The following is a 16,991-nucleotide window of genomic DNA, read 5'->3' as shown; positions in this document are numbered from 1 at the left end:
GTTGGGTGTATTGCTTCATTGTGTGCTTTCCAATTGCGAGTTGAAAAAGTCTAATGATTCTAATACACCTAACTTTTTCAACTAAATACAAATGTGTCGCACTTGGTATTTGAATCCGCGAATTATAATTTTTGGACTTCTTGCCGTTATTTATGAAGAATGAATACAAGAAGTCCCAAGGTATTAAAAATTAGGTCGATAGTCAAAATTTTGAGTGACGGCTTGATCTCGAAAGGGACGAATGGCTTTTTTACCCATGGTCATGGTGTTCACAATATTATTGGGGAAAACCTGAATATGGTTATTAAATAGCTCTACATTACGGTTGAAAATGGTAATGGCTGCGCCGACATTTTCATTCTGTTCTTCAATTTCATTCATCATTTTCAGATAAATTTCATTGGCCTTCAGTTCAGGATAGTTTTCCACCACCACATTGAGACTACGCATCAATTCTTTATTCAAGCTTTCAATGCGTTGTAATTGAGATACATCGGTATTATTTAAATTGAGATTTAAAATATTCTGACGCAGTTCAGTCACTTTTTCTAAAGTGCCTTTTTCAAAACCTGAATATTGTTCAACTAAAGGTTGCAGGCCATCCAGAATTTTAATTTTCTGACGTTCATAGCTGGCCACATCGGACCAGGCACGTACAGAAGCATTGTGATGACGAACAATATTATTGCGAATCATGATACATGCCACGACCACAGCAATGATCAATAGCAAAAAAATTAACAGCCCCATTGATATGTCCCCAAAACATTCATTATTACTATTTTAAAAAGTGCGTTAAATCACGCTGTAAGCTTTCTAAATAAGGTAATTTAAAAGTACGCAAGTGTCCACGTAATGCGGAAATATCTTGAATGTTTTTAGCTTGGCTCGATATTTTAAATAAATCGGCAGGACCTAAAAAGCATAAGGTATGACTGGTCGGGTGGAAGATTAAATCGCCCTGACGTTGGGCAAAAAAATCAGCCAATTTCAGTACGAATGCAGGCGAGAGTATTTTTGCAGTTTGCATTTCATCACTGCCAAAAATGTTGATTTTATGATTGGTCTGAATATCACTGGTATGCCAGGGAAAGCTGTAAGGATAATAAAAATCTTTGTTGGCGGTAGTCACTGCAAGACCTTGCGTTTCGACATCAAAAACAAAGACACCCCATAAATCTTTGTGGACTTCTTTCACTTTGACATTATTGCCATCTTTATCGCGGACGCGGACTTCATTGATAAAATGATATTGAAACACCATGACCTGATGTTCTTGGCCTTCCTCATCTGCCCAGACCGTGCTGGCGTAATAGGGAATATCGTTAGAAAGGGTACCTTGATTAAACACCGGAAACAGCCGTTTTAAGTGTGCAATGAATAAAACCGGTTGCAGCGGAACAGAAATATGCTGCGGCTGTTGCTGGAAGGCGAGCTGGTATTTTTTGGCGATGCTTTGTTGTTCTAAAAATTCAATCACTTCATCAATCGGCTTTTTATCTTCGTAGCTGATATACGCCCAGAAAATCATGAATAGTCCGGTCACCAAACCAACCTGTAACCAGATATTGGTCGGGAGAATAAAAATCAGCAGCATAAAAAAAAGTCCTAACGCAGCTAACAGTAGCGGTAGGACATTTTCAAATTTGAGCACGATCGGTGCATTCCACGGATGCAAACTATCTAGGATATCTTGCTGGGTTTGAGCCTGACGACCAATCTCCCATAGCCGCGCAATATTCTGAAAAACCCGTTCATTTTTTTTACGTCGAATATGAATCGAATGTTTAACAGTATCGAGCGGCATGGTGTGCTTCTTTTTATCAGCAAATATTAAGGCGTAATTTTATCAATCAGCATGGCATCGCCATAACTAAAGAAGCGGTATTTTTCTTCTACAGCATGATGATAGGCATTCAAAATATTATCACGATTCGACAATGCTGAAACCAGCATCAATAAAGTAGATTCAGGTAAGTGGAAGTTGGTAATTAAGCGATCTACCACTTTAAAGTCATAACCTGGATAGATGAAAATTTGTGTATCACCTGTCCACGCCTTTAATGTGCCTCCATGCGCCTGAGCTGCACTTTCAACGGCACGGGTTGCTGTTGTTCCTACCGAAATGACTTTATTGCCACGGGCTTTGGTTTGATGAATCAGTTCAACCGTATGTTCTGGAACATCACACCATTCGCTATGCATAATGTGGTTTTGAATATCATCTGTACGTACTGGCAAGAAGGTGCCTGCACCCACATGCAACGTCACAAAAGTTTTTTGAATCCCTTTGGCTTCAAGTTTTTCTAGTAAGTCTTGGTCGAAGTGCAGGCTAGCGGTGGGTGCTGCGACACTTGCCAATTTTGTCGGGTCATTAAATACCGTTTGGTAACGTTCGGTATCAATGGCTTCTGCTTCACGGTTGAAATAAGGCGGAATCGGTAAAGCACCGTATTGATCCAAGACCTCTAAAATCGGTTGTGAAAACTCGACAATAAACAAATTTTCATGGCGACCTTGCACCGTCACTTTTACCGCATCTTCACCAATAAAAAGTTCAGCACCGGCTTTAGGCGTGTTGCTGGCTTTAATGTGGCAGTATGCAATAAATTTGTCCTGCATCCGCTCCACTAAAACTTCTACCGCACCACCAGAGGCACGTTTACCTTTCAGGCGTGCTTTCATCACTTTGGTGTCATTTAAAATCAGTAAGTCACCAGAATCGAGTAAATCAAGAATGTCGGTAAAATGACGATCGTGATATTGCCCTTGAGCATCTAAATGCAAAAGACGTGAAGCACTACGCGTATCTAGAGGGTAGCGAGCAATGAGTTCGTCAGGGAGATCAAAGTTAAAGTCAGAAAGTTGCATCTTCAATGTATAAAAATAAGAAAAACGTCCGCATTATAGTCCTGAAAAAGACAAACGAGAGGATATCTGATGCTTTTTAAGACAAAGTTTTTGTTTTTGCTATAAAAGTGATCAATTGATCAAATTAGATAATTGACAATTCGGAGTTTGGTAGTAATATAGCCACCACAAGCTAATGCGCTTGTAGCCCCTTTCCCGAGGTGGTGAAATTGGTAGACGCGGCGGACTCAAAATCCGCTGTCAGAGATGACGTGTCGGTTCGAGTCCGACCCTCGGGACCATATATTAAAAAGCCCTCAAGCACTATAAGACTTGAGGGCTTTTTTTATTGTCTAAAGAAAATTTCTGACTCAATTTTGAATAAAGAATAACTAAAAAGCAAATCTGCCTTAAATTGTCACATTTGATCTATTTGTGTCTTTTTTCATTGTGTTCTATGTGAAAGTTTGTTAATAAAGTTAAGGGGAATAGTTAGTTTTTTTATCAATAGGGGTAAAACAAATTTACGAGGCAGATATGAAAATGCAGTTACTCGAAATAGGCTCGGAAACTGAGCAACTCAGTGCATGTAGAATATCATTATTGCTTGGTGTTTTTACTTCGGAAAATCGTGTCGAAGGTTTTTTAAAGTTTGCACGTGGCATTCTGCAAGCAGAGCGTGGCATTCTTGCTTTTCATCATGAACCGTATATTTGGTATTCTGCACCCGAATCGTTTAAAGCATTTCATGCGCAAAAAGAAGCCAATTTGGTCTCCTTTTTTGAAGGCGATACTATTCTCACAACAAAACATAAAAACTATGCTGCTTTTTCTCAACATGTGCATGATTTGGGTGTTGGGCACAATCGTATTGTCGGTTTCGATTTAAAAATCAATAAAACAGAGTCTATTGGACAAGTCCTTTTATTTGATGAGCAGACTGAATCCTTTAATGAAGAAAATTTACAGCTGGTGCATGAATTTGCCATGAGCTTGATTAATATCATTGAATTACGTTCAAACTATGCCGAGCTCAAAGAATTATATGAACAGCAATCTGCTTTAAATTTTAGTAAAACCAAATTTTTTCAAATTATTGCGCATGATCTGCGTGCGCCATTTCATGGCTTAATCGGTTTCTCGGAAGTGTTGGCTCAAGAGCGAGAAACACTGGATGATTCTAGTATTCAGAGTATTGCTGATTATTTATTGGATACTTCGCAGTCAACCTATAATCTTTTAGAAAGTTTATTGAATTGGGCCATGGCAGAAGGTGGACGCTTTGTTTACCACCCGATTAATTTTAATTTAAAACAATCCTCAAAAATTGTTTTTGATGTCTTGAATAGCTTGGCGATTAAGAAAAATATCCAGCTGATAGATCAAGTGCCTGATGATATAAAAGTCTATGCCGATATTAATATGGTGACCTCCGTTTTACAGAACCTGGTTTCAAACGCACTGAAATTTACCCATGTAGATGGTACGGGGAAAGTCACCATTCATGCAGAACAATCCGCACAGTATGTTGATATATATATTCAAGATACCGGTTTGGGGATGACTCAACAGCAGATTGACGAGCTTTTCCAACCCCGCTTAACAGTAAGCTTTAAAGGAACTGCCGGTGAGAAAGGCACGGGGTTGGGCTTGGTGTTATGTAAACGTTTCGTCGATTTGAATCAAGGTGAAATTTCTGTGCAATCTAAAGAAGGTGCGGGGACGACGTTTAAAGTCTCTTTACCGACAGCTCTGAATGCGCATCAAACTTTATCTTTGAATGGCGTGAAGCAAGCCATTACTGAATAAATCAGAACACAACGCTAAATTTATTTTCCACTATTTCTTTTCAGCTGATATAACTAGAAAAAACTCGGCTGAAGGTTTGAAAATGAATGCGGAACAATTGCACAAAACATTACGTGCTAGCCAATATGCAGAACAAGTATTGGGAAATCATGCAGTACTCCTCGAACAAGATTATGCAATTGACCAATTTCTCGTTCCTTTAAGCACCACGCAAATCCAGAACTTTGTAGATAGCGCTTTAGATAATATCACTGATGAAACCACATGGATGCGTGCGATTCGTGTGCTTCGTGCACGTTTGATGTTTCGCTGGATCTGGCAGGATGCCAATCAACTTACCGATGTTGTGACCTTGACCCGTGAACTTTCGGACTTTGCTGATGCATCCATTTGCGCAGCAAAAAAATTCGCAAGAGTTCCTCTGGTTGCAAAGCACGGCGAACCGATGGGATATAACGGTACGGTACAAGATTTAATTGTGGTCGCCATGGGTAAACTGGGTGCTCAAGAACTTAATCTTTCAAGTGATATAGATCTTATTTTTGCCTTTGATGAGCAAGGTGAAACCAATGGCCGAAAATGTATTGATGTACAGCAGTTCTGTATTTTGTGGGGACAGAAACTGATTTATCTGCTGGATCATATGACCGCGGATGGTTTCGTATTCCGTGTCGATATGCGTTTGCGTCCATGGGGGGATGGTTCGGCACTGGCGATTAGCCATGTTGCCTTGGAAAAATACTTAAGTCAGCACGGGCGTGAATGGGAACGTTATGCCTGGATTAAAGCGCGTATTGTGACCGGTGGAAAAGAAGGCAATGAACTCCTGGAAATGACCCGGCCTTTCGTGTTCCGGAAGTATGTTGATTACACTGCTTTTGAAGCCATGCGTGAAATGAAGGCCATGATTGAACGCGAAGTGCTGCGCCGTAATATTGAAGATGACATTAAGCTTGGTGCAGGCGGTATCCGTGAAGTCGAATTTATTGTGCAGGTTTTTCAGCTGATTTACGGGGGATCCAAGCTTGAATTGCAAGATCGTCAATGCTTAGTCAGTCTGCATCATCTGGGTGAAGTTGGTCTACTTGACATGCAAGCCGTGGCTGAACTGGAAGATGCCTATTTATTCCTGCGCCGTGTTGAACACGCTATCCAAGCCTTGCATGATCAACAAACCCAGTCCTTGCCGAGTGAGCCTGATTTACGTCAGCGTATGATTGAAACTTTAGGCTTTGCTGATTGGGATACTTTCATCGCATTTCTAAATCAAAAACGCGCAAAAGTCATTTTTCAGTTTGAACACCTGATTAAAGAAAAAGAACCCGATCCTTTAATCGAGAGTTTTAGCTTGCTTGAAAAACAACTGAATGATGTTTTGGATGACAATGCAAAAAATCTGATCCATGAATTCTGGTATGGACATGCGCTAAAGAAATTACCAGCTAAAGCAGTGCAGCGTTTAAAAACCTTTTGGCCACATCTGATTGAAGCCATTTTGCAGTCGGATAAACCACAAGTGGCACTCTTGCGTTTAATGCCCTTGGTTGAATCGGTGATGCGTCGGACGGTGTATCTGGTGATGTTGATTGAAAGCAAAGGGGCGCTACAGCGCTTGGTTAAAATGTCTACCGTAAGCCCGTGGATTTGTGAGGAACTCACCCATTATCCAGTGTTGTTGGATGAATTTTTATCGATGGATTTTGAATTGCCGAAACGTCAGGATTTGGAAGATTCTTTACGTCAGCAACTACTTCGCATCGAGATTGATCAAGTAGAAGACCAAATGCGGGTTCTACGCTTATTCAAAAAATCCAATGTTTTGGCAGTGGCAGCCAGTGATGTTTTAGCTGAAAGTCCACTCATGAAAGTATCCGATGCACTGACGGATATCGCAGAAGTTTCGGTCAATGCCACTTTACAGTTGGCGTATCAAATAACGGCGAAAAAACACGGCTATCCGCTAGATGCAGAGGGTCAGCGTTGTTCACTCGATCACATGGCATTTGTCGTGGCAGGCTATGGAAAGCTGGGGGGAATCGAGATGGGTTATGGCTCGGATCTGGATCTAGTGTTTATTCATTATATGAGTGAACAGGGCGATACTGATGGTCAGAAGCCGATTAGTGGGTTCGAATTTGCCATGCGGGTTGCTCAAAAGTTGATGTCATTGATGACCACGCAAACGTTGGATGGTCGGGTCTATGAAATTGATACCCGTTTGCGTCCATCGGGTGAGGCGGGTTTATTGGTGACCAGTCTAAAAGCCTTTGAGCAGTATCAGCTGAAAAGTGCCTGGGTGTGGGAACATCAGGCTTTGGTTCGTGCACGATCTATTGCTGGTGAAAAAAGTTTACGTGAAAAATTTGAAGCATTACGGTGCCTTATTTTGACTCAACCACGAGATGAAGCCAAAGTTCGGGAAGAAGTTTTGAAGATGCGTCAAAAAATGAAAGACCATTTAGGCTCATCGAAAGAACAGCAAAAAGATGGAATTTTTCATTTAAAACAGGACGCAGGTGGTATCGTTGATATCGAATTTATGGCACAGTATGCGGTGTTAGCCTGGAGTGGGTCGAATCCCGATCTCGCCCATTACTCCGACAATGTACGAATCCTTGAAGATGCCGCAAAAGCAGGTTGCTTATCCAGCGACGATGCGACAGCATTGATTCAAGCTTATCTCAGTGAACGAGCCGAGAGCCACCGTTTAGCCCTTGCGAATCAATCCATGCAAGTGAATGCTGCGGACTGGCACGATACCCGCGTGATCGTTTGCAAGTTATGGCAAAGATTAATTGATCCAACTGCAAATATTTGCATTGGATAAAGATGACTGTGTATAAAAATTTGGAGAGTGCGCCATGAACTTGGCTGATCGTGATGGTTTTATTTGGCAAGATGGACAAATGGTTGATTGGCGTGAGGCAAAAATCCACGTCTTAACACATACCTTACATTACAGTATGGGTGTGTTTGAAGGTGTCCGTGCTTATGAGACTCCTAACGGAACTGCGATTTTCCGTCTTCAGGATCATACAAAACGTTTGCTCAACTCTGCAAAAATTTATCAAATGAAAGTTCCATTTGATCAAAAAACTCTAGAGCAAGCTCAAATTGAGGTCGTACGTGAAAATAAATTAGCGTCTTGCTATTTGCGTCCAATTATCTTTATCGGTTCTGAAAAACTGGGTATTGCTGCAACTGACAATACTATTCATGCGACTGTTGCTGCATGGAGCTGGGGTGCTTACCTTGGTGATGAAGCGATGGCGAAAGGTATTCGTGTTAAAACTTCATCATTTACCCATCATCATCCTAACGTGACGATGTGTAAGGCAAAAGCATCGGGTAACTATACTTTGTCGATTCTTGCACATCAAGAAGTTGCACATTCTGGTTATGATGAAGCAATGTTAATGGACCCACAAGGCTATGTATGTCAGGGTTCAGGTGAAAACGTATTCTTGGTTAAAGATGGCGTGCTTCATACCCCAGATATTGCGGGTGGCGCATTGGACGGTATTACCCGTCAGACCATTATTACCATTGCCAAAGACTTGGGCTATGAAGTGGTTGAACGCCGTATCACCCGTGATGAATTCTACATTGGTGATGAAGCATTCTTTACCGGTACTGCTGCTGAAGTAACCCCAATTCGTGAATATGATGATCGCGAAATTGGTTCAGGTTCACGTGGCCCAATTACCACACAAATTCAAAAAGCATTCTTTGATGCAGTTCAGGGTAAAGACCCTAAATATGCACATTGGTTGACTTACGTAAAATAAATTGATCGGTTAAGATGAAGAGGCGAAACGAAAGTTTCGCCTTTTTTGTATTTAATAGATATTTTGCAGGTGTTTAATGACATTTGAGTCAGCTATGCGTAGATTTAAACTGCGCATGAAAAAAAGAGTATATAAACTCGATAAAAATCGCTGGCTTTTGAAAAATCAGCCAGATTTACAATATTTTGAAGACAAATTATTGTATTCCATGCCGGAAACTTTGCAGCAGGTAGCACAAGGTAAATCACTGGCGCGTTTTGGTGATGGTGAAATCATCTTAATGGATGGTGATGATATTGATTTCCAGAAAAGTGATCCTGCACTCGCAATGGAACTGGAAAATATTTTAAAAAACCAAGATGAAAAATTGTTGGTGTGTTTGCCGACTATGCTGACAGCTTGCGACGATTATGAAGTCAATTGGTGGCTAAAATTTTGGTATGTACGCTGGAAAGACTTAAAACACAAACTGAGCCTTGAGCATGCGTATGGGCATTCTATGGTGACACGTCCAGATTTTTTCATCATGTATCCAGAACAAGCAGTGCAGGCATGGAAATCAATCTGGCAGAACCGTAAAGCTGTTTTAATTACAGGTGAGGGTTCTAAACTAAATCTAGAACACATGCTATTTGATAATGTTTCAGCGCGCCAAATAATTTATTCGAAAGCGACGAATGCTTATGCTGAGGTAGACCGGATTATTACAGAGGTGCGAAATACTGCTGAGCAAAACAGTTTGATTTTGATTGCTTTAGGCCCTACTGGAACGGTTTTAGCTAAACGTTTTTCCGATATTGGTTATCAAGCATTGGATATTGGTCACATTACTAGTTCATATGATGCGGCTTTTCAGCAACAATCTGTTTGATTAATAGTCAGTTGAATTCGTACCTATGAGAATTTGTCCCTATGCATATTATTTATATTAGTGATGGTAAAGCAGGACACCGTTCGCAAGCAGTCGGTTTATATAAGGCCATGCAGCGCACAAGTAATATTGAAGTGACTTTCCAAGAAATCTCCATTCAGCAATTGCCAATTTTCACACTCTTAAAAGGTATTTTGAGTCATCAATTGGCCTTGTTTGAAAAAAAGCCAGATTATATTTTTGGCGTAGGAAGTCATACACAGTTACGTGTTTTATTGTTGGAGAAAGTTTTTCCATTCGCCAAGACCTTGATTTTGATGAAGCCAAATTTTCCATTTACTTGGTTTGATCATGTCATTATTCCGGAGCATGATGGTGTGCCAGAACAAGGCAATGTGATTTTGACCCAAGGGGCCTTGAATCCGATTGTCAATGAAGGACGGCATCAATTTAACCGAATGCTAATCGCCCTTGGAGGTTCTTCAAAACGTCATCAGTGGAATGAAGAAAAAGTTTTAGATTCAATTCAGCAAATAGTTGATCTTCACCCTAAAGCTGAGATTATTCTGACCACTTCACGACGTACACCGAAAGAATTTTTAGATCATTTGAATGAAAAATCATTTGCATCAAGGCTAAAAATATTTCCGGTTGAAAAGACACCGCAAGGCTGGATTTTTGAAGAAATGCAGAAGGCAGAAGCCGTTTGGGTAACTGAAGATAGTGTTTCGATGATTTTTGAGGCATTAACAGCGGGATGTCGGGTGGGTATCATTGAAATAGACCGTTTGAAATCTGATAGAATTACCCAGCTGTTAGATCAGCTTTTAACCCATGCATTATTGGGTGAAAATAAAGTTAAATTGTTAAATCTACAATTGGATGAAGCGACTCGAGTCGCTCATATTTTATTGAAAACATAGAGTTGTTTTTTCATGAAAATTTTACATATTGCGAATTTTGGCTTTAATAAACAGGGCGCACATTTTTACTGTACAGACCGCAAAATTTCAGCAGGCTTAATTGAAAATGGTCATTTTGTTTATGATTTCAGTTTTCGCGATATGGCGCGCATGGGGACGGTGTTCAAAACCAAAAAACTTGGTGCCAGCTGGGCCAATAAAGAAATTCTAAAAATTGTGGATAATATTGAGCCGGATCTGGTTTTGGTGGGGCATAGTGACCTGATGAGTCCAAATGTGCTCAAAGAAATCAAGCAGCGTTATCCCCAAACCAAAATAGCTTTCTGGTACGTTGACCCTTTATATCTGGAGCAGAAACTCGGCTTTGTTCGTGAATTTTCACCCTATCTGGATGCCATTTTCTGCACCACGGGCGGCGAGTATCTGAAAAAACTCAAGCAGCCGCATTTAAAAGTGGCCTATATGCCGAATGTGGGACACCGAAATGTCGAGCAGTTAAAACAGTTTGAATCAAATAATATTGATAAAGAATTTATTTTCTGTGGCGTGGTGTATAAAGAGCCGGAGCGTGAAAAATTCCTCAAAGATTTGGCTGATACCTTAAAGAATAATCACATCCAATATCAGTATTATGGCTGTTTTGAACAACCCGGCGTGTATGGTAAAGGCTATTATAAAGTCTTGTCTGAATCGCGTATGGGACTGAATTATTCGCGTAAAAATGATGTCACGCTATATAGCTCTGACCGGATTGTGCAGCTTACAGGCAATGGCTTATTAACATTTAGTCCACGCATTCCGGGATTTGAAAAACTCTATACTGATCAGGAAGTGGTTTATTTTGATGACCAGTTTGATTTGGCGGAAAAAATTAAGTTTTACGCAGAGCATCCTGCTGAGGCCAAACGTATGGCAGAGGCGGGTTGGCAAAAAACACGCAATAGTTTTAATGCTCAACGAATTACCCAGTTTATGCTTGAAGTAACTTTTGATCAGCCTTTGTCTGAAGCTTATGAATGGTCACATGAGGTATATGCATAATGTGGTTATTGTATGTAGTGCTGGGTTTAGTCATCTTTGCGGCAGTGTTGTATCTGCTAGGAAATTATACTTTTTGGCTGCCATTTCGTAGCGCTAACCTGCCAAGAATAGTCATGCTGCACCAGGTGACGCCACATGCAGAAGCTTCAGGCATGAATATGCCACCGGCTAAGTTTGAGCAACTGCTGCAGTATTTAGTCAAAAAGCAATCTACCTTTTGTTTTGTCTCGGAACTGGAGCAGTTTCAAGGGCAAAAAAATATCGTGGCATTATCCTTTGATGATGGTTTTTTAGATAATTATCAATATGCCTATCCCTTGCTAAAAAAATACCAGGCTAAGGCGACCATTTTCCTGGCAACACAAATCGAAGGCATTGAAAAACTCAGCCCTGAACAGATTCGTGAAATGTCGGACTCGGGCGTGATTGAGTTTGGTGCGCATACACAGCACCATGTCAATTTGCTAAAACTGTCCGATGAGCAAGCTTTTGCAGAAATGCAGGCCTCTAAACAGGATGTTGAAGCACTAGTCGGACGCTGTTCAAGTTTTGCTTATCCCTTTGGCCGTTTTAATGAAAAGCATCAGCATATGGCCAAAGAAATCGGCTTTAAAAATGCCGTATCTACCCGCAAAAAAATCGAAGCCTATACCGCAGAAAATCAGTTTAATATTCCTCGCGTTAGCACCCACGGGGCAATGAATGCCTTACAAATGCGCATTGCCTTAGCCAAAGGACGTTATAAATTATGAGTATTCCATGTAGTGTTTATATCGTCACTTTAAATTGTGGTGCATGGCTGGAAGACACTTTAAACAGTGTGCGTGATTTTGCTGAAGTGATTATTCTGGATTCTGGCAGCATCGATAACACTTATGCGATTGCCCAGTCATTTCCAAACACGCGCATTTCGCATCAAAACTGGCAAGGTTATGCAGCACAAAAAAGTCTGGCTCTGGCACAGTGTCAACATGATTGGGTGCTGAACCTGGATGGCGATGAAGTATTGTCTCCCGAATTAAAAAATGAAATTGCACAGACTATTCAAACCAACCAAATTGATGCCTTAATCACGCCAATTAATGATGTCTTCTTGGGCGTGCCGAACAGTAAGCACACGAAAAAGCATGCTAAAGTGCGCTTTTTTCGAAAAAGCAAAGGCCAATACGATCTGGAAAATAAGGTTCATGAAAATGTGATTGTGAATGGACAAAGTATCCGTGCTGAAGGCGATATTTATCATTACGGCGAATCCAGTATCTTTGTCAAAATGGAAAAAAACAACCAGTATTCCAATTTGAAAGCCGCTGAAAAATTTCAAAAAGGCAAAAAGCCAAGCCTATTAAAATTGAGTTTGGTCATGCCTGTGACCTTCTTGAAATCCTACTTTATCCGCCGTAGTTGCTTGAATGGCTGGCGTGGTTTTGTGAACAGCATGATCAATGCATTTTATGCTTTTTTGAAAGAAGCCAAGCTGTTTGAACAATATCAAAATGCGTCCAAGAATAAACAGGACAAGACATGAAGATTGTTCAGGTTCTGGCGACCAGTGGTGGTATTGGTGGCCTAGAACAGCATACGTTTAATCTGGTCAATGAAATGTCATTGCAGCATGAGGTGCATATGATTGCGCATCCGTGTTATGCAGAAAAGTTTAATGAACACGTGCATTTTTATCCTGTAGATTTTGCCCGTAGTCGCTGGAATATCTTTTTATTGTGGCAACTGAAATCACACATCCAGCAGATTCAGCCTGATATTGTACATGCTCAAGCAGGTAAGGCAGCTGAACTGGTTTCCCGGATTCGACCATTTTTAGCCCATGTCAAAGTGGTGACGACTGTTCACGGTACGAAAAAGAATAAATCTGCTTATCTGGTTGGAGATGCTGTTATTGCCGTAAGTCAGGCATTAACACAAGGGATTCCTGAGTCTAAAGCACATGTTGTTTATAACGGCGTATATGCGCAGCCCAGCCTGACAGATGCACAAAAGCAGGTTTTGAAAGTAGAAATTGATAAGCAATTTCCTGCTTTGGAGGCAGGGAAAAAAAATGTGATGTGCATTGGCCGTTTAGAGCCCGTCAAAAATATTGCATTATTGATTCAAGCTATGCAGGGTATTGATGCCAATCTTTGGATTGTGGGTGATGGTTCATTGCGTCCAGCACTTGAACAGCAAGTCACTGAACTCAAAATGCAAAACCAGATTGCATTTTTAGGATTTCGAACAGATGCACGTGATCTGGTGCAGTTAGCCGATGTAGTCGTGCTTTCATCCGACCGGGAAGGTTTTCCATTGGTGATGGTGGAGGCGTTGCAGGCCGACAAAGTCATGGCTGCAACGAAGGTCAATGGGGTGGTTGAATGGTTGCCTGAAGCCTATTTGGCTGAGATTGGCGATGTACAAGGATTACAGCATGCCATTCAAAATGCGTTAAATGTACCTGCCCAACAGGATTTTCAACCCTTATTTGCTAAAGCCAAAGCAGAATTAACGGTGGCTGCAATGACCCGGCAAACGCTCAAGATTTATGAACGTTTGCTCAAGGTTTAATTATTGTTTAGCGGATAGACGAATTGCATCCAGTACTACAAAATTATTTTCGGCATTAATGGTGTGGCAGCCATCATCTTCACTATTCCAGTCCGGCAATACCACTTCTAAAAGCTGCTCTTGATAAACTGTTGGGCTAAGTTGAATAATTTCTTTTAGCTCAATATTGCCGCCATAGCGTTTGAGTGAATCTTGGCTTGGCCGAACCAGTTTGTCGTTGTAAATAAAAGGTTTGCCTGCCATACGAAACTGTTGCTGACCTTTACATACCGGGTTTTTCGGATGTTCTTGCCAGTTTGGATTAAGAATATCCTCAGTAAAGAACAGGTCCAAACGGTCACCAAACTTTTTACAGTTTCGACGTGTCGAGGTAAACAGATACCACATGCCTTCATGGTAAAAAGGTGTGCTATCGACGGCTTCAATACCTTCTAAAATATTGGAATGTTTTTCCCATTTTAGTGGAAATTCAACACATTTCCAAAGTTCAACGGTTTTATTGGCACTGGTTTCAGGAACCATATACCAGTCATTTTCGATCTTAAACACGCATGGATAAGACAGGTGATAATCCAGTTTTAAAATGGTCTGGGGTTCTGTATATGACCCGTCTTTAAATACTTCTAAAACTGAGAGAAAACCAATGGGATGAATATCATCGACTTCTTCAAAGAAAATGAAATGACAATCATTTTCCTGTACATAAAAGCAGTCTGCAAAGGTGAATTTTCTAGGGGAATGAATTTCAAATAAATCATGTAATTGCTCTTGGCTTTTTAAGGGCTGATCAAGCCAGCCAAAACGCATATACCAGTGGGAATCAAATTTTTTGGCATGCTGGTTTTGTTGAAATTTATACCATTTTTTTAATATTGTGCGCATCATCAAAGCAAGGAGTATATAAGACTATCTATCCAATTCTACATTAGATATCATTCAATGAGTGTGAAAAGGTATGCTGTAATGAAAATTTTTGTCATAAGTATTGAAGATGAAAAATCCCCCCGGTTAAAGAAATTCTTAGCTCAAGCTTTTTTTGAAAAAGGTCAATTGGACGTGACTAAAATTGGGATTAAAGGGGGCGACCTTTCTGCAAAAGAATATTTTGAATTAGGTGTTAAGGGCCGATCTAAACCACTTTCACCTAGTATGGTGGGCTGTACCCTTTCACATTTAGCCGCATTAAGAGAATTTTTAACCACGGATGAGCAATATGCTTTAGTCATGGAAGATGATGCAATTCTTCCAGATGATTTAACGATTGAAAAATTATCAGCAGAATTAACTTCGCTTAAGTTACCTAGAAATACCTTGTTCAGTATAGGAGGTATTCGTATGAAAGAATGTCAAAAAGTTCGCGGAGATATTTTAGATCAAGAGTTTTTGTCTCAGAAAATTTTAAAGGTATCACCAGATTTTTATCAGCGAATCTGTTATGCAGTTGCCTATATTGTCGATCGGGAAATTGCGCAGACATTAATTGATTATCATCGTCCTTTGCGAGCAGCAGATGACTGGCGATATTTAACTGATTTCAATGAAGCAGCCTCGATTTTAATGACAGCAATTGTTGATCATCCAATAATTGCTGCAGGGGAGCAGAACTCACAGCTTAGTTCAATTGAACAGGAAAGAGTTGAAAGTTCAGATGTACCTATGAGCCGTTTTGGTACAGCTTTACGATATAATATTGCGAAGTTTTTGTACAAAAAATATCCAAAATGAAAAATATTTTTTATCAAGGAGACAATTTTGAAGAAAAATTAGCACTGTTAAAAAAATATAAAAATGCTTTAGTAAATATGGAAGCTAAAGTAATAAGGTTTTTTATATTTAAAAATCTATAAGAGAATCTTTTTTAAATTTTTGTTTAAGTAAATAAGGAGAAATAAGTGCTCGATCTGATCCTATAAGCTTGATAAGCTTTGGCATAATATCTGGTCTTTGCATTAATATAAGTGATTCAATAAAGTAGGTATGAGATTTAGCACCTATATTCTGATAAAGAAAAGCATTTTTATCACAATTGATTAATGAAATACTTGCTTTAGTTTCTCTTAGAACTTTTTGACATGCAACATATGCGATTAAGTATTCAAGTATTCCTATTTTCTGAAAATAGTCAGGATAGTTGGGGATAGTGTTTTTTATTTCCAAGATATAATTTTTTGCTCCTAAATTTAATGCATAAATTAATTCATCTAACCATTTTTTGAAGAAAATATTTCCTTTTTCTGAGGCCAAAAGCCAGTTTTCAATGACTGGATATTCGCGTACAGTAATATTTTCTGCTCTATAATATCCAAATGCAGATGTTTTATTTTTATTACAAATATAAATAATCCAATTTAAATTAGAATAAGTGATGATACTACCATCTAACCATATACCACCATAATGATACAATAGATAGAATCTTATTAAGTCTGAATTTTGCTGAGGAGTGAGATTTTTAAATTCAGTAAAATTCAGATCACAAAAAGATGCAATATTTTGTGAATTTAAGATATTAATCTGATAGGTTGGATTTAATTTTTTTATTTGGTCAAAACATTTTTGAACAATAGGGGGTATTTCTGAGTCCCAATACATCCATATTATTTTAGGTATATTAGTTTCATGTGAATCATTTAGTGGATTTAAAATGATAGGGTCGGCAAAATTGTCTGGATTTAAGTTTTTGAATCTAATATCTTTATAATATCGAAAATTTAATGCCAATAATCGGAATATTTTTTTTGTAGACTTTCTTAAACCCATTCTAGAACCTTTTTGAATCTATATGACATGAAGTTTTTAAGATTAAATATTTTCAAAAACTTAAAAATATTTATTTCTTTTAATTTTAAAATTTCTTTATAAATAAAATATTTAATACCTATCCGGATTACCTTTCAAAACCATATAAATCAAGCCGACAAAAATAAGTAAGGCTCCACCTAAACTACTTACACAAAAATAAAGAATGCGTTCATTGGTATCCATGTTAAATAAGCCATTGGCCAAAATGTAACGCATGAAAAGCCATTGTGCGATAGAGAACACAATCAACATGATGCCACGATTACGAACAGCAGGACGCATAGCCATAGCTTGCTTAACTCAATAATGGAAAAATAGGGCTATTATGCCATTAGCAACCATCAATCTCAA

At 39.3% G+C, this 16,991-nt stretch carries 16 protein-coding genes and 1 tRNA gene; 11 read left to right on the top strand and 6 right to left on the bottom strand.

Translation table 11 applies throughout. The features are described from left to right. Nucleotides 1-183: 183 nt before the first annotated feature. The 3 genes from HLH16_RS10545 to queA are packed head-to-tail and all read right to left on the bottom strand — an operon-like array spanning nucleotide 184 to nucleotide 2,871. Entirely contained in the window at nucleotides 184-750 is a 567-nt protein-coding gene (locus HLH16_RS10545; RefSeq protein ID WP_171529289.1) for a LemA family protein, read from the bottom strand. A 28-nt stretch (nucleotides 751-778) separates the two neighbouring features. After that, on the bottom strand, nucleotides 779-1,807 hold the full coding sequence (locus HLH16_RS10540; protein ID WP_171529288.1) for a hypothetical protein: 1,029 nt from the start codon (nucleotides 1,805-1,807) through the stop codon (nucleotides 779-781). A 26-nt stretch (nucleotides 1,808-1,833) separates the two neighbouring features. Then, the gene (gene queA, locus HLH16_RS10535) at nucleotides 1,834-2,871 is read right to left on the bottom strand and encodes a tRNA preQ1(34) S-adenosylmethionine ribosyltransferase-isomerase QueA (protein ID WP_171529287.1); all 1,038 of its coding nucleotides are present in this window, start codon (nucleotides 2,869-2,871) and stop codon (nucleotides 1,834-1,836) included. Between the two features lie 194 nt (nucleotides 2,872-3,065). Here queA and HLH16_RS10530 point away from each other — a divergent pair. From HLH16_RS10530 to HLH16_RS10485, 10 genes are all read left to right on the top strand, one after another. Beyond that, nucleotides 3,066-3,152: transfer RNA gene (locus tag HLH16_RS10530), tRNA-Leu, on the top strand. 235 nt (nucleotides 3,153-3,387) lie between these two features. Then, nucleotides 3,388-4,659, top strand: coding sequence for a sensor histidine kinase (locus HLH16_RS10525; protein ID WP_171529286.1), 1,272 nt, complete (start codon nucleotides 3,388-3,390; stop codon nucleotides 4,657-4,659). A gap of 82 nt (nucleotides 4,660-4,741) precedes the next feature. Then, nucleotides 4,742-7,486, top strand: coding sequence for a bifunctional [glutamate--ammonia ligase]-adenylyl-L-tyrosine phosphorylase/[glutamate--ammonia-ligase] adenylyltransferase (glnE, locus tag HLH16_RS10520; RefSeq protein WP_171529285.1), 2,745 nt, complete (start codon nucleotides 4,742-4,744; stop codon nucleotides 7,484-7,486). A 34-nt stretch (nucleotides 7,487-7,520) separates the two neighbouring features. After that, a complete protein-coding gene (locus HLH16_RS10515) occupies nucleotides 7,521-8,447 on the top strand; it encodes a branched-chain amino acid transaminase (RefSeq protein ID WP_171529284.1) in 927 nt (308 codons plus the stop codon). 94 nt (nucleotides 8,448-8,541) lie between these two features. Then, the gene (locus HLH16_RS10510; RefSeq protein WP_171529283.1) at nucleotides 8,542-9,318 is read left to right on the top strand and encodes a GT-D fold domain-containing glycosyltransferase; all 777 of its coding nucleotides are present in this window, start codon (nucleotides 8,542-8,544) and stop codon (nucleotides 9,316-9,318) included. A gap of 41 nt (nucleotides 9,319-9,359) precedes the next feature. Next, on the top strand, nucleotides 9,360-10,241 hold the full coding sequence (locus HLH16_RS10505) for an ELM1/GtrOC1 family putative glycosyltransferase (RefSeq protein ID WP_171529282.1): 882 nt from the start codon (nucleotides 9,360-9,362) through the stop codon (nucleotides 10,239-10,241). Between the two features lie 12 nt (nucleotides 10,242-10,253). Next, nucleotides 10,254-11,282, top strand: a complete 1,029-nt coding sequence (locus tag HLH16_RS10500; protein WP_171529281.1) for a glycosyltransferase family protein — start codon at nucleotides 10,254-10,256, stop codon at nucleotides 11,280-11,282. Beyond that, on the top strand, nucleotides 11,279-12,034 hold the full coding sequence (locus HLH16_RS10495; RefSeq protein WP_350643904.1) for a polysaccharide deacetylase family protein: 756 nt from the start codon (nucleotides 11,279-11,281) through the stop codon (nucleotides 12,032-12,034). Before HLH16_RS10500 ends, HLH16_RS10495 begins: the two co-directional genes overlap by 4 nt. After that, nucleotides 12,028-12,807 (top strand): glycosyltransferase family 2 protein, encoded by a 780-nt coding sequence (locus HLH16_RS10490; protein ID WP_171529291.1) that lies wholly within the window; start codon nucleotides 12,028-12,030, stop codon nucleotides 12,805-12,807. The genes HLH16_RS10495 and HLH16_RS10490 overlap by 7 nt, the downstream gene beginning before the upstream one ends. Next, the gene (locus tag HLH16_RS10485; RefSeq protein WP_171529280.1) at nucleotides 12,804-13,838 is read left to right on the top strand and encodes a glycosyltransferase; all 1,035 of its coding nucleotides are present in this window, start codon (nucleotides 12,804-12,806) and stop codon (nucleotides 13,836-13,838) included. Before HLH16_RS10490 ends, HLH16_RS10485 begins: the two co-directional genes overlap by 4 nt. Here HLH16_RS10485 and HLH16_RS10480 read toward each other — a convergent pair whose 3' ends face one another. Next, nucleotides 13,839-14,723, bottom strand: a complete 885-nt coding sequence (locus HLH16_RS10480; RefSeq protein WP_502707647.1) for a glucosamine inositolphosphorylceramide transferase family protein — start codon at nucleotides 14,721-14,723, stop codon at nucleotides 13,839-13,841. Nucleotides 14,724-14,801: 78 nt separating this feature from the next. Between HLH16_RS10480 and HLH16_RS10475 the strand changes: the two genes are divergently transcribed. Beyond that, a complete protein-coding gene (locus HLH16_RS10475; protein ID WP_171529278.1) occupies nucleotides 14,802-15,563 on the top strand; it encodes a glycosyltransferase family 25 protein in 762 nt (253 codons plus the stop codon). Between the two features lie 108 nt (nucleotides 15,564-15,671). On the opposite strand, the gene HLH16_RS10470 is transcribed toward HLH16_RS10475, so the two are convergent. Together HLH16_RS10470 and HLH16_RS10465 are read right to left on the bottom strand one after the other, a co-directional pair. Further along, a complete protein-coding gene (locus HLH16_RS10470; protein WP_171529277.1) occupies nucleotides 15,672-16,598 on the bottom strand; it encodes a glycosyltransferase family 32 protein in 927 nt (308 codons plus the stop codon). 111 nt (nucleotides 16,599-16,709) lie between these two features. Further along, complete coding sequence (locus HLH16_RS10465) at nucleotides 16,710-16,928, bottom strand: hypothetical protein (protein WP_171529276.1); 219 nt, start codon at nucleotides 16,926-16,928, stop codon at nucleotides 16,710-16,712. Between the last annotated feature and the right edge of the window lie 63 nt (nucleotides 16,929-16,991).

Origin of the sequence: Acinetobacter sp. ANC 5378 (assembly GCF_013004315.1) — a bacterium.
GTDB lineage: Bacteria > Pseudomonadota > Gammaproteobacteria > Pseudomonadales > Moraxellaceae > Acinetobacter.
Note: the sequence above shows the minus strand (reverse complement) of the source record. Positions and strands in the feature narration are given on the sequence as shown.

Coding starts and splice junctions, on each gene's coding strand:
- HLH16_RS10545 (WP_171529289.1), bottom strand. CDS start 750: ATGGGGCTGTTAATTTTTTTGCTATTGATCATTGCTGTGGTCGTGGCA.
- HLH16_RS10540 (WP_171529288.1), bottom strand. CDS start 1,807: ATGCCGCTCGATACTGTTAAACATTCGATTCATATTCGACGTAAAAAA.
- queA (WP_171529287.1), bottom strand. CDS start 2,871: ATGCAACTTTCTGACTTTAACTTTGATCTCCCTGACGAACTCATTGCT.
- HLH16_RS10525 (WP_171529286.1), top strand. CDS start 3,388: ATGAAAATGCAGTTACTCGAAATAGGCTCGGAAACTGAGCAACTCAGT.
- glnE (WP_171529285.1), top strand. CDS start 4,742: ATGAATGCGGAACAATTGCACAAAACATTACGTGCTAGCCAATATGCA.
- HLH16_RS10515 (WP_171529284.1), top strand. CDS start 7,521: ATGAACTTGGCTGATCGTGATGGTTTTATTTGGCAAGATGGACAAATG.
- HLH16_RS10510 (WP_171529283.1), top strand. CDS start 8,542: ATGCGTAGATTTAAACTGCGCATGAAAAAAAGAGTATATAAACTCGAT.
- HLH16_RS10505 (WP_171529282.1), top strand. CDS start 9,360: ATGCATATTATTTATATTAGTGATGGTAAAGCAGGACACCGTTCGCAA.
- HLH16_RS10500 (WP_171529281.1), top strand. CDS start 10,254: ATGAAAATTTTACATATTGCGAATTTTGGCTTTAATAAACAGGGCGCA.
- HLH16_RS10485 (WP_171529280.1), top strand. CDS start 12,804: ATGAAGATTGTTCAGGTTCTGGCGACCAGTGGTGGTATTGGTGGCCTA.
- HLH16_RS10480 (WP_502707647.1), bottom strand. CDS start 14,723: ATGATGCGCACAATATTAAAAAAATGGTATAAATTTCAACAAAACCAG.
- HLH16_RS10475 (WP_171529278.1), top strand. CDS start 14,802: ATGAAAATTTTTGTCATAAGTATTGAAGATGAAAAATCCCCCCGGTTA.
- HLH16_RS10470 (WP_171529277.1), bottom strand. CDS start 16,598: ATGGGTTTAAGAAAGTCTACAAAAAAAATATTCCGATTATTGGCATTA.
- HLH16_RS10465 (WP_171529276.1), bottom strand. CDS start 16,928: ATGGCTATGCGTCCTGCTGTTCGTAATCGTGGCATCATGTTGATTGTG.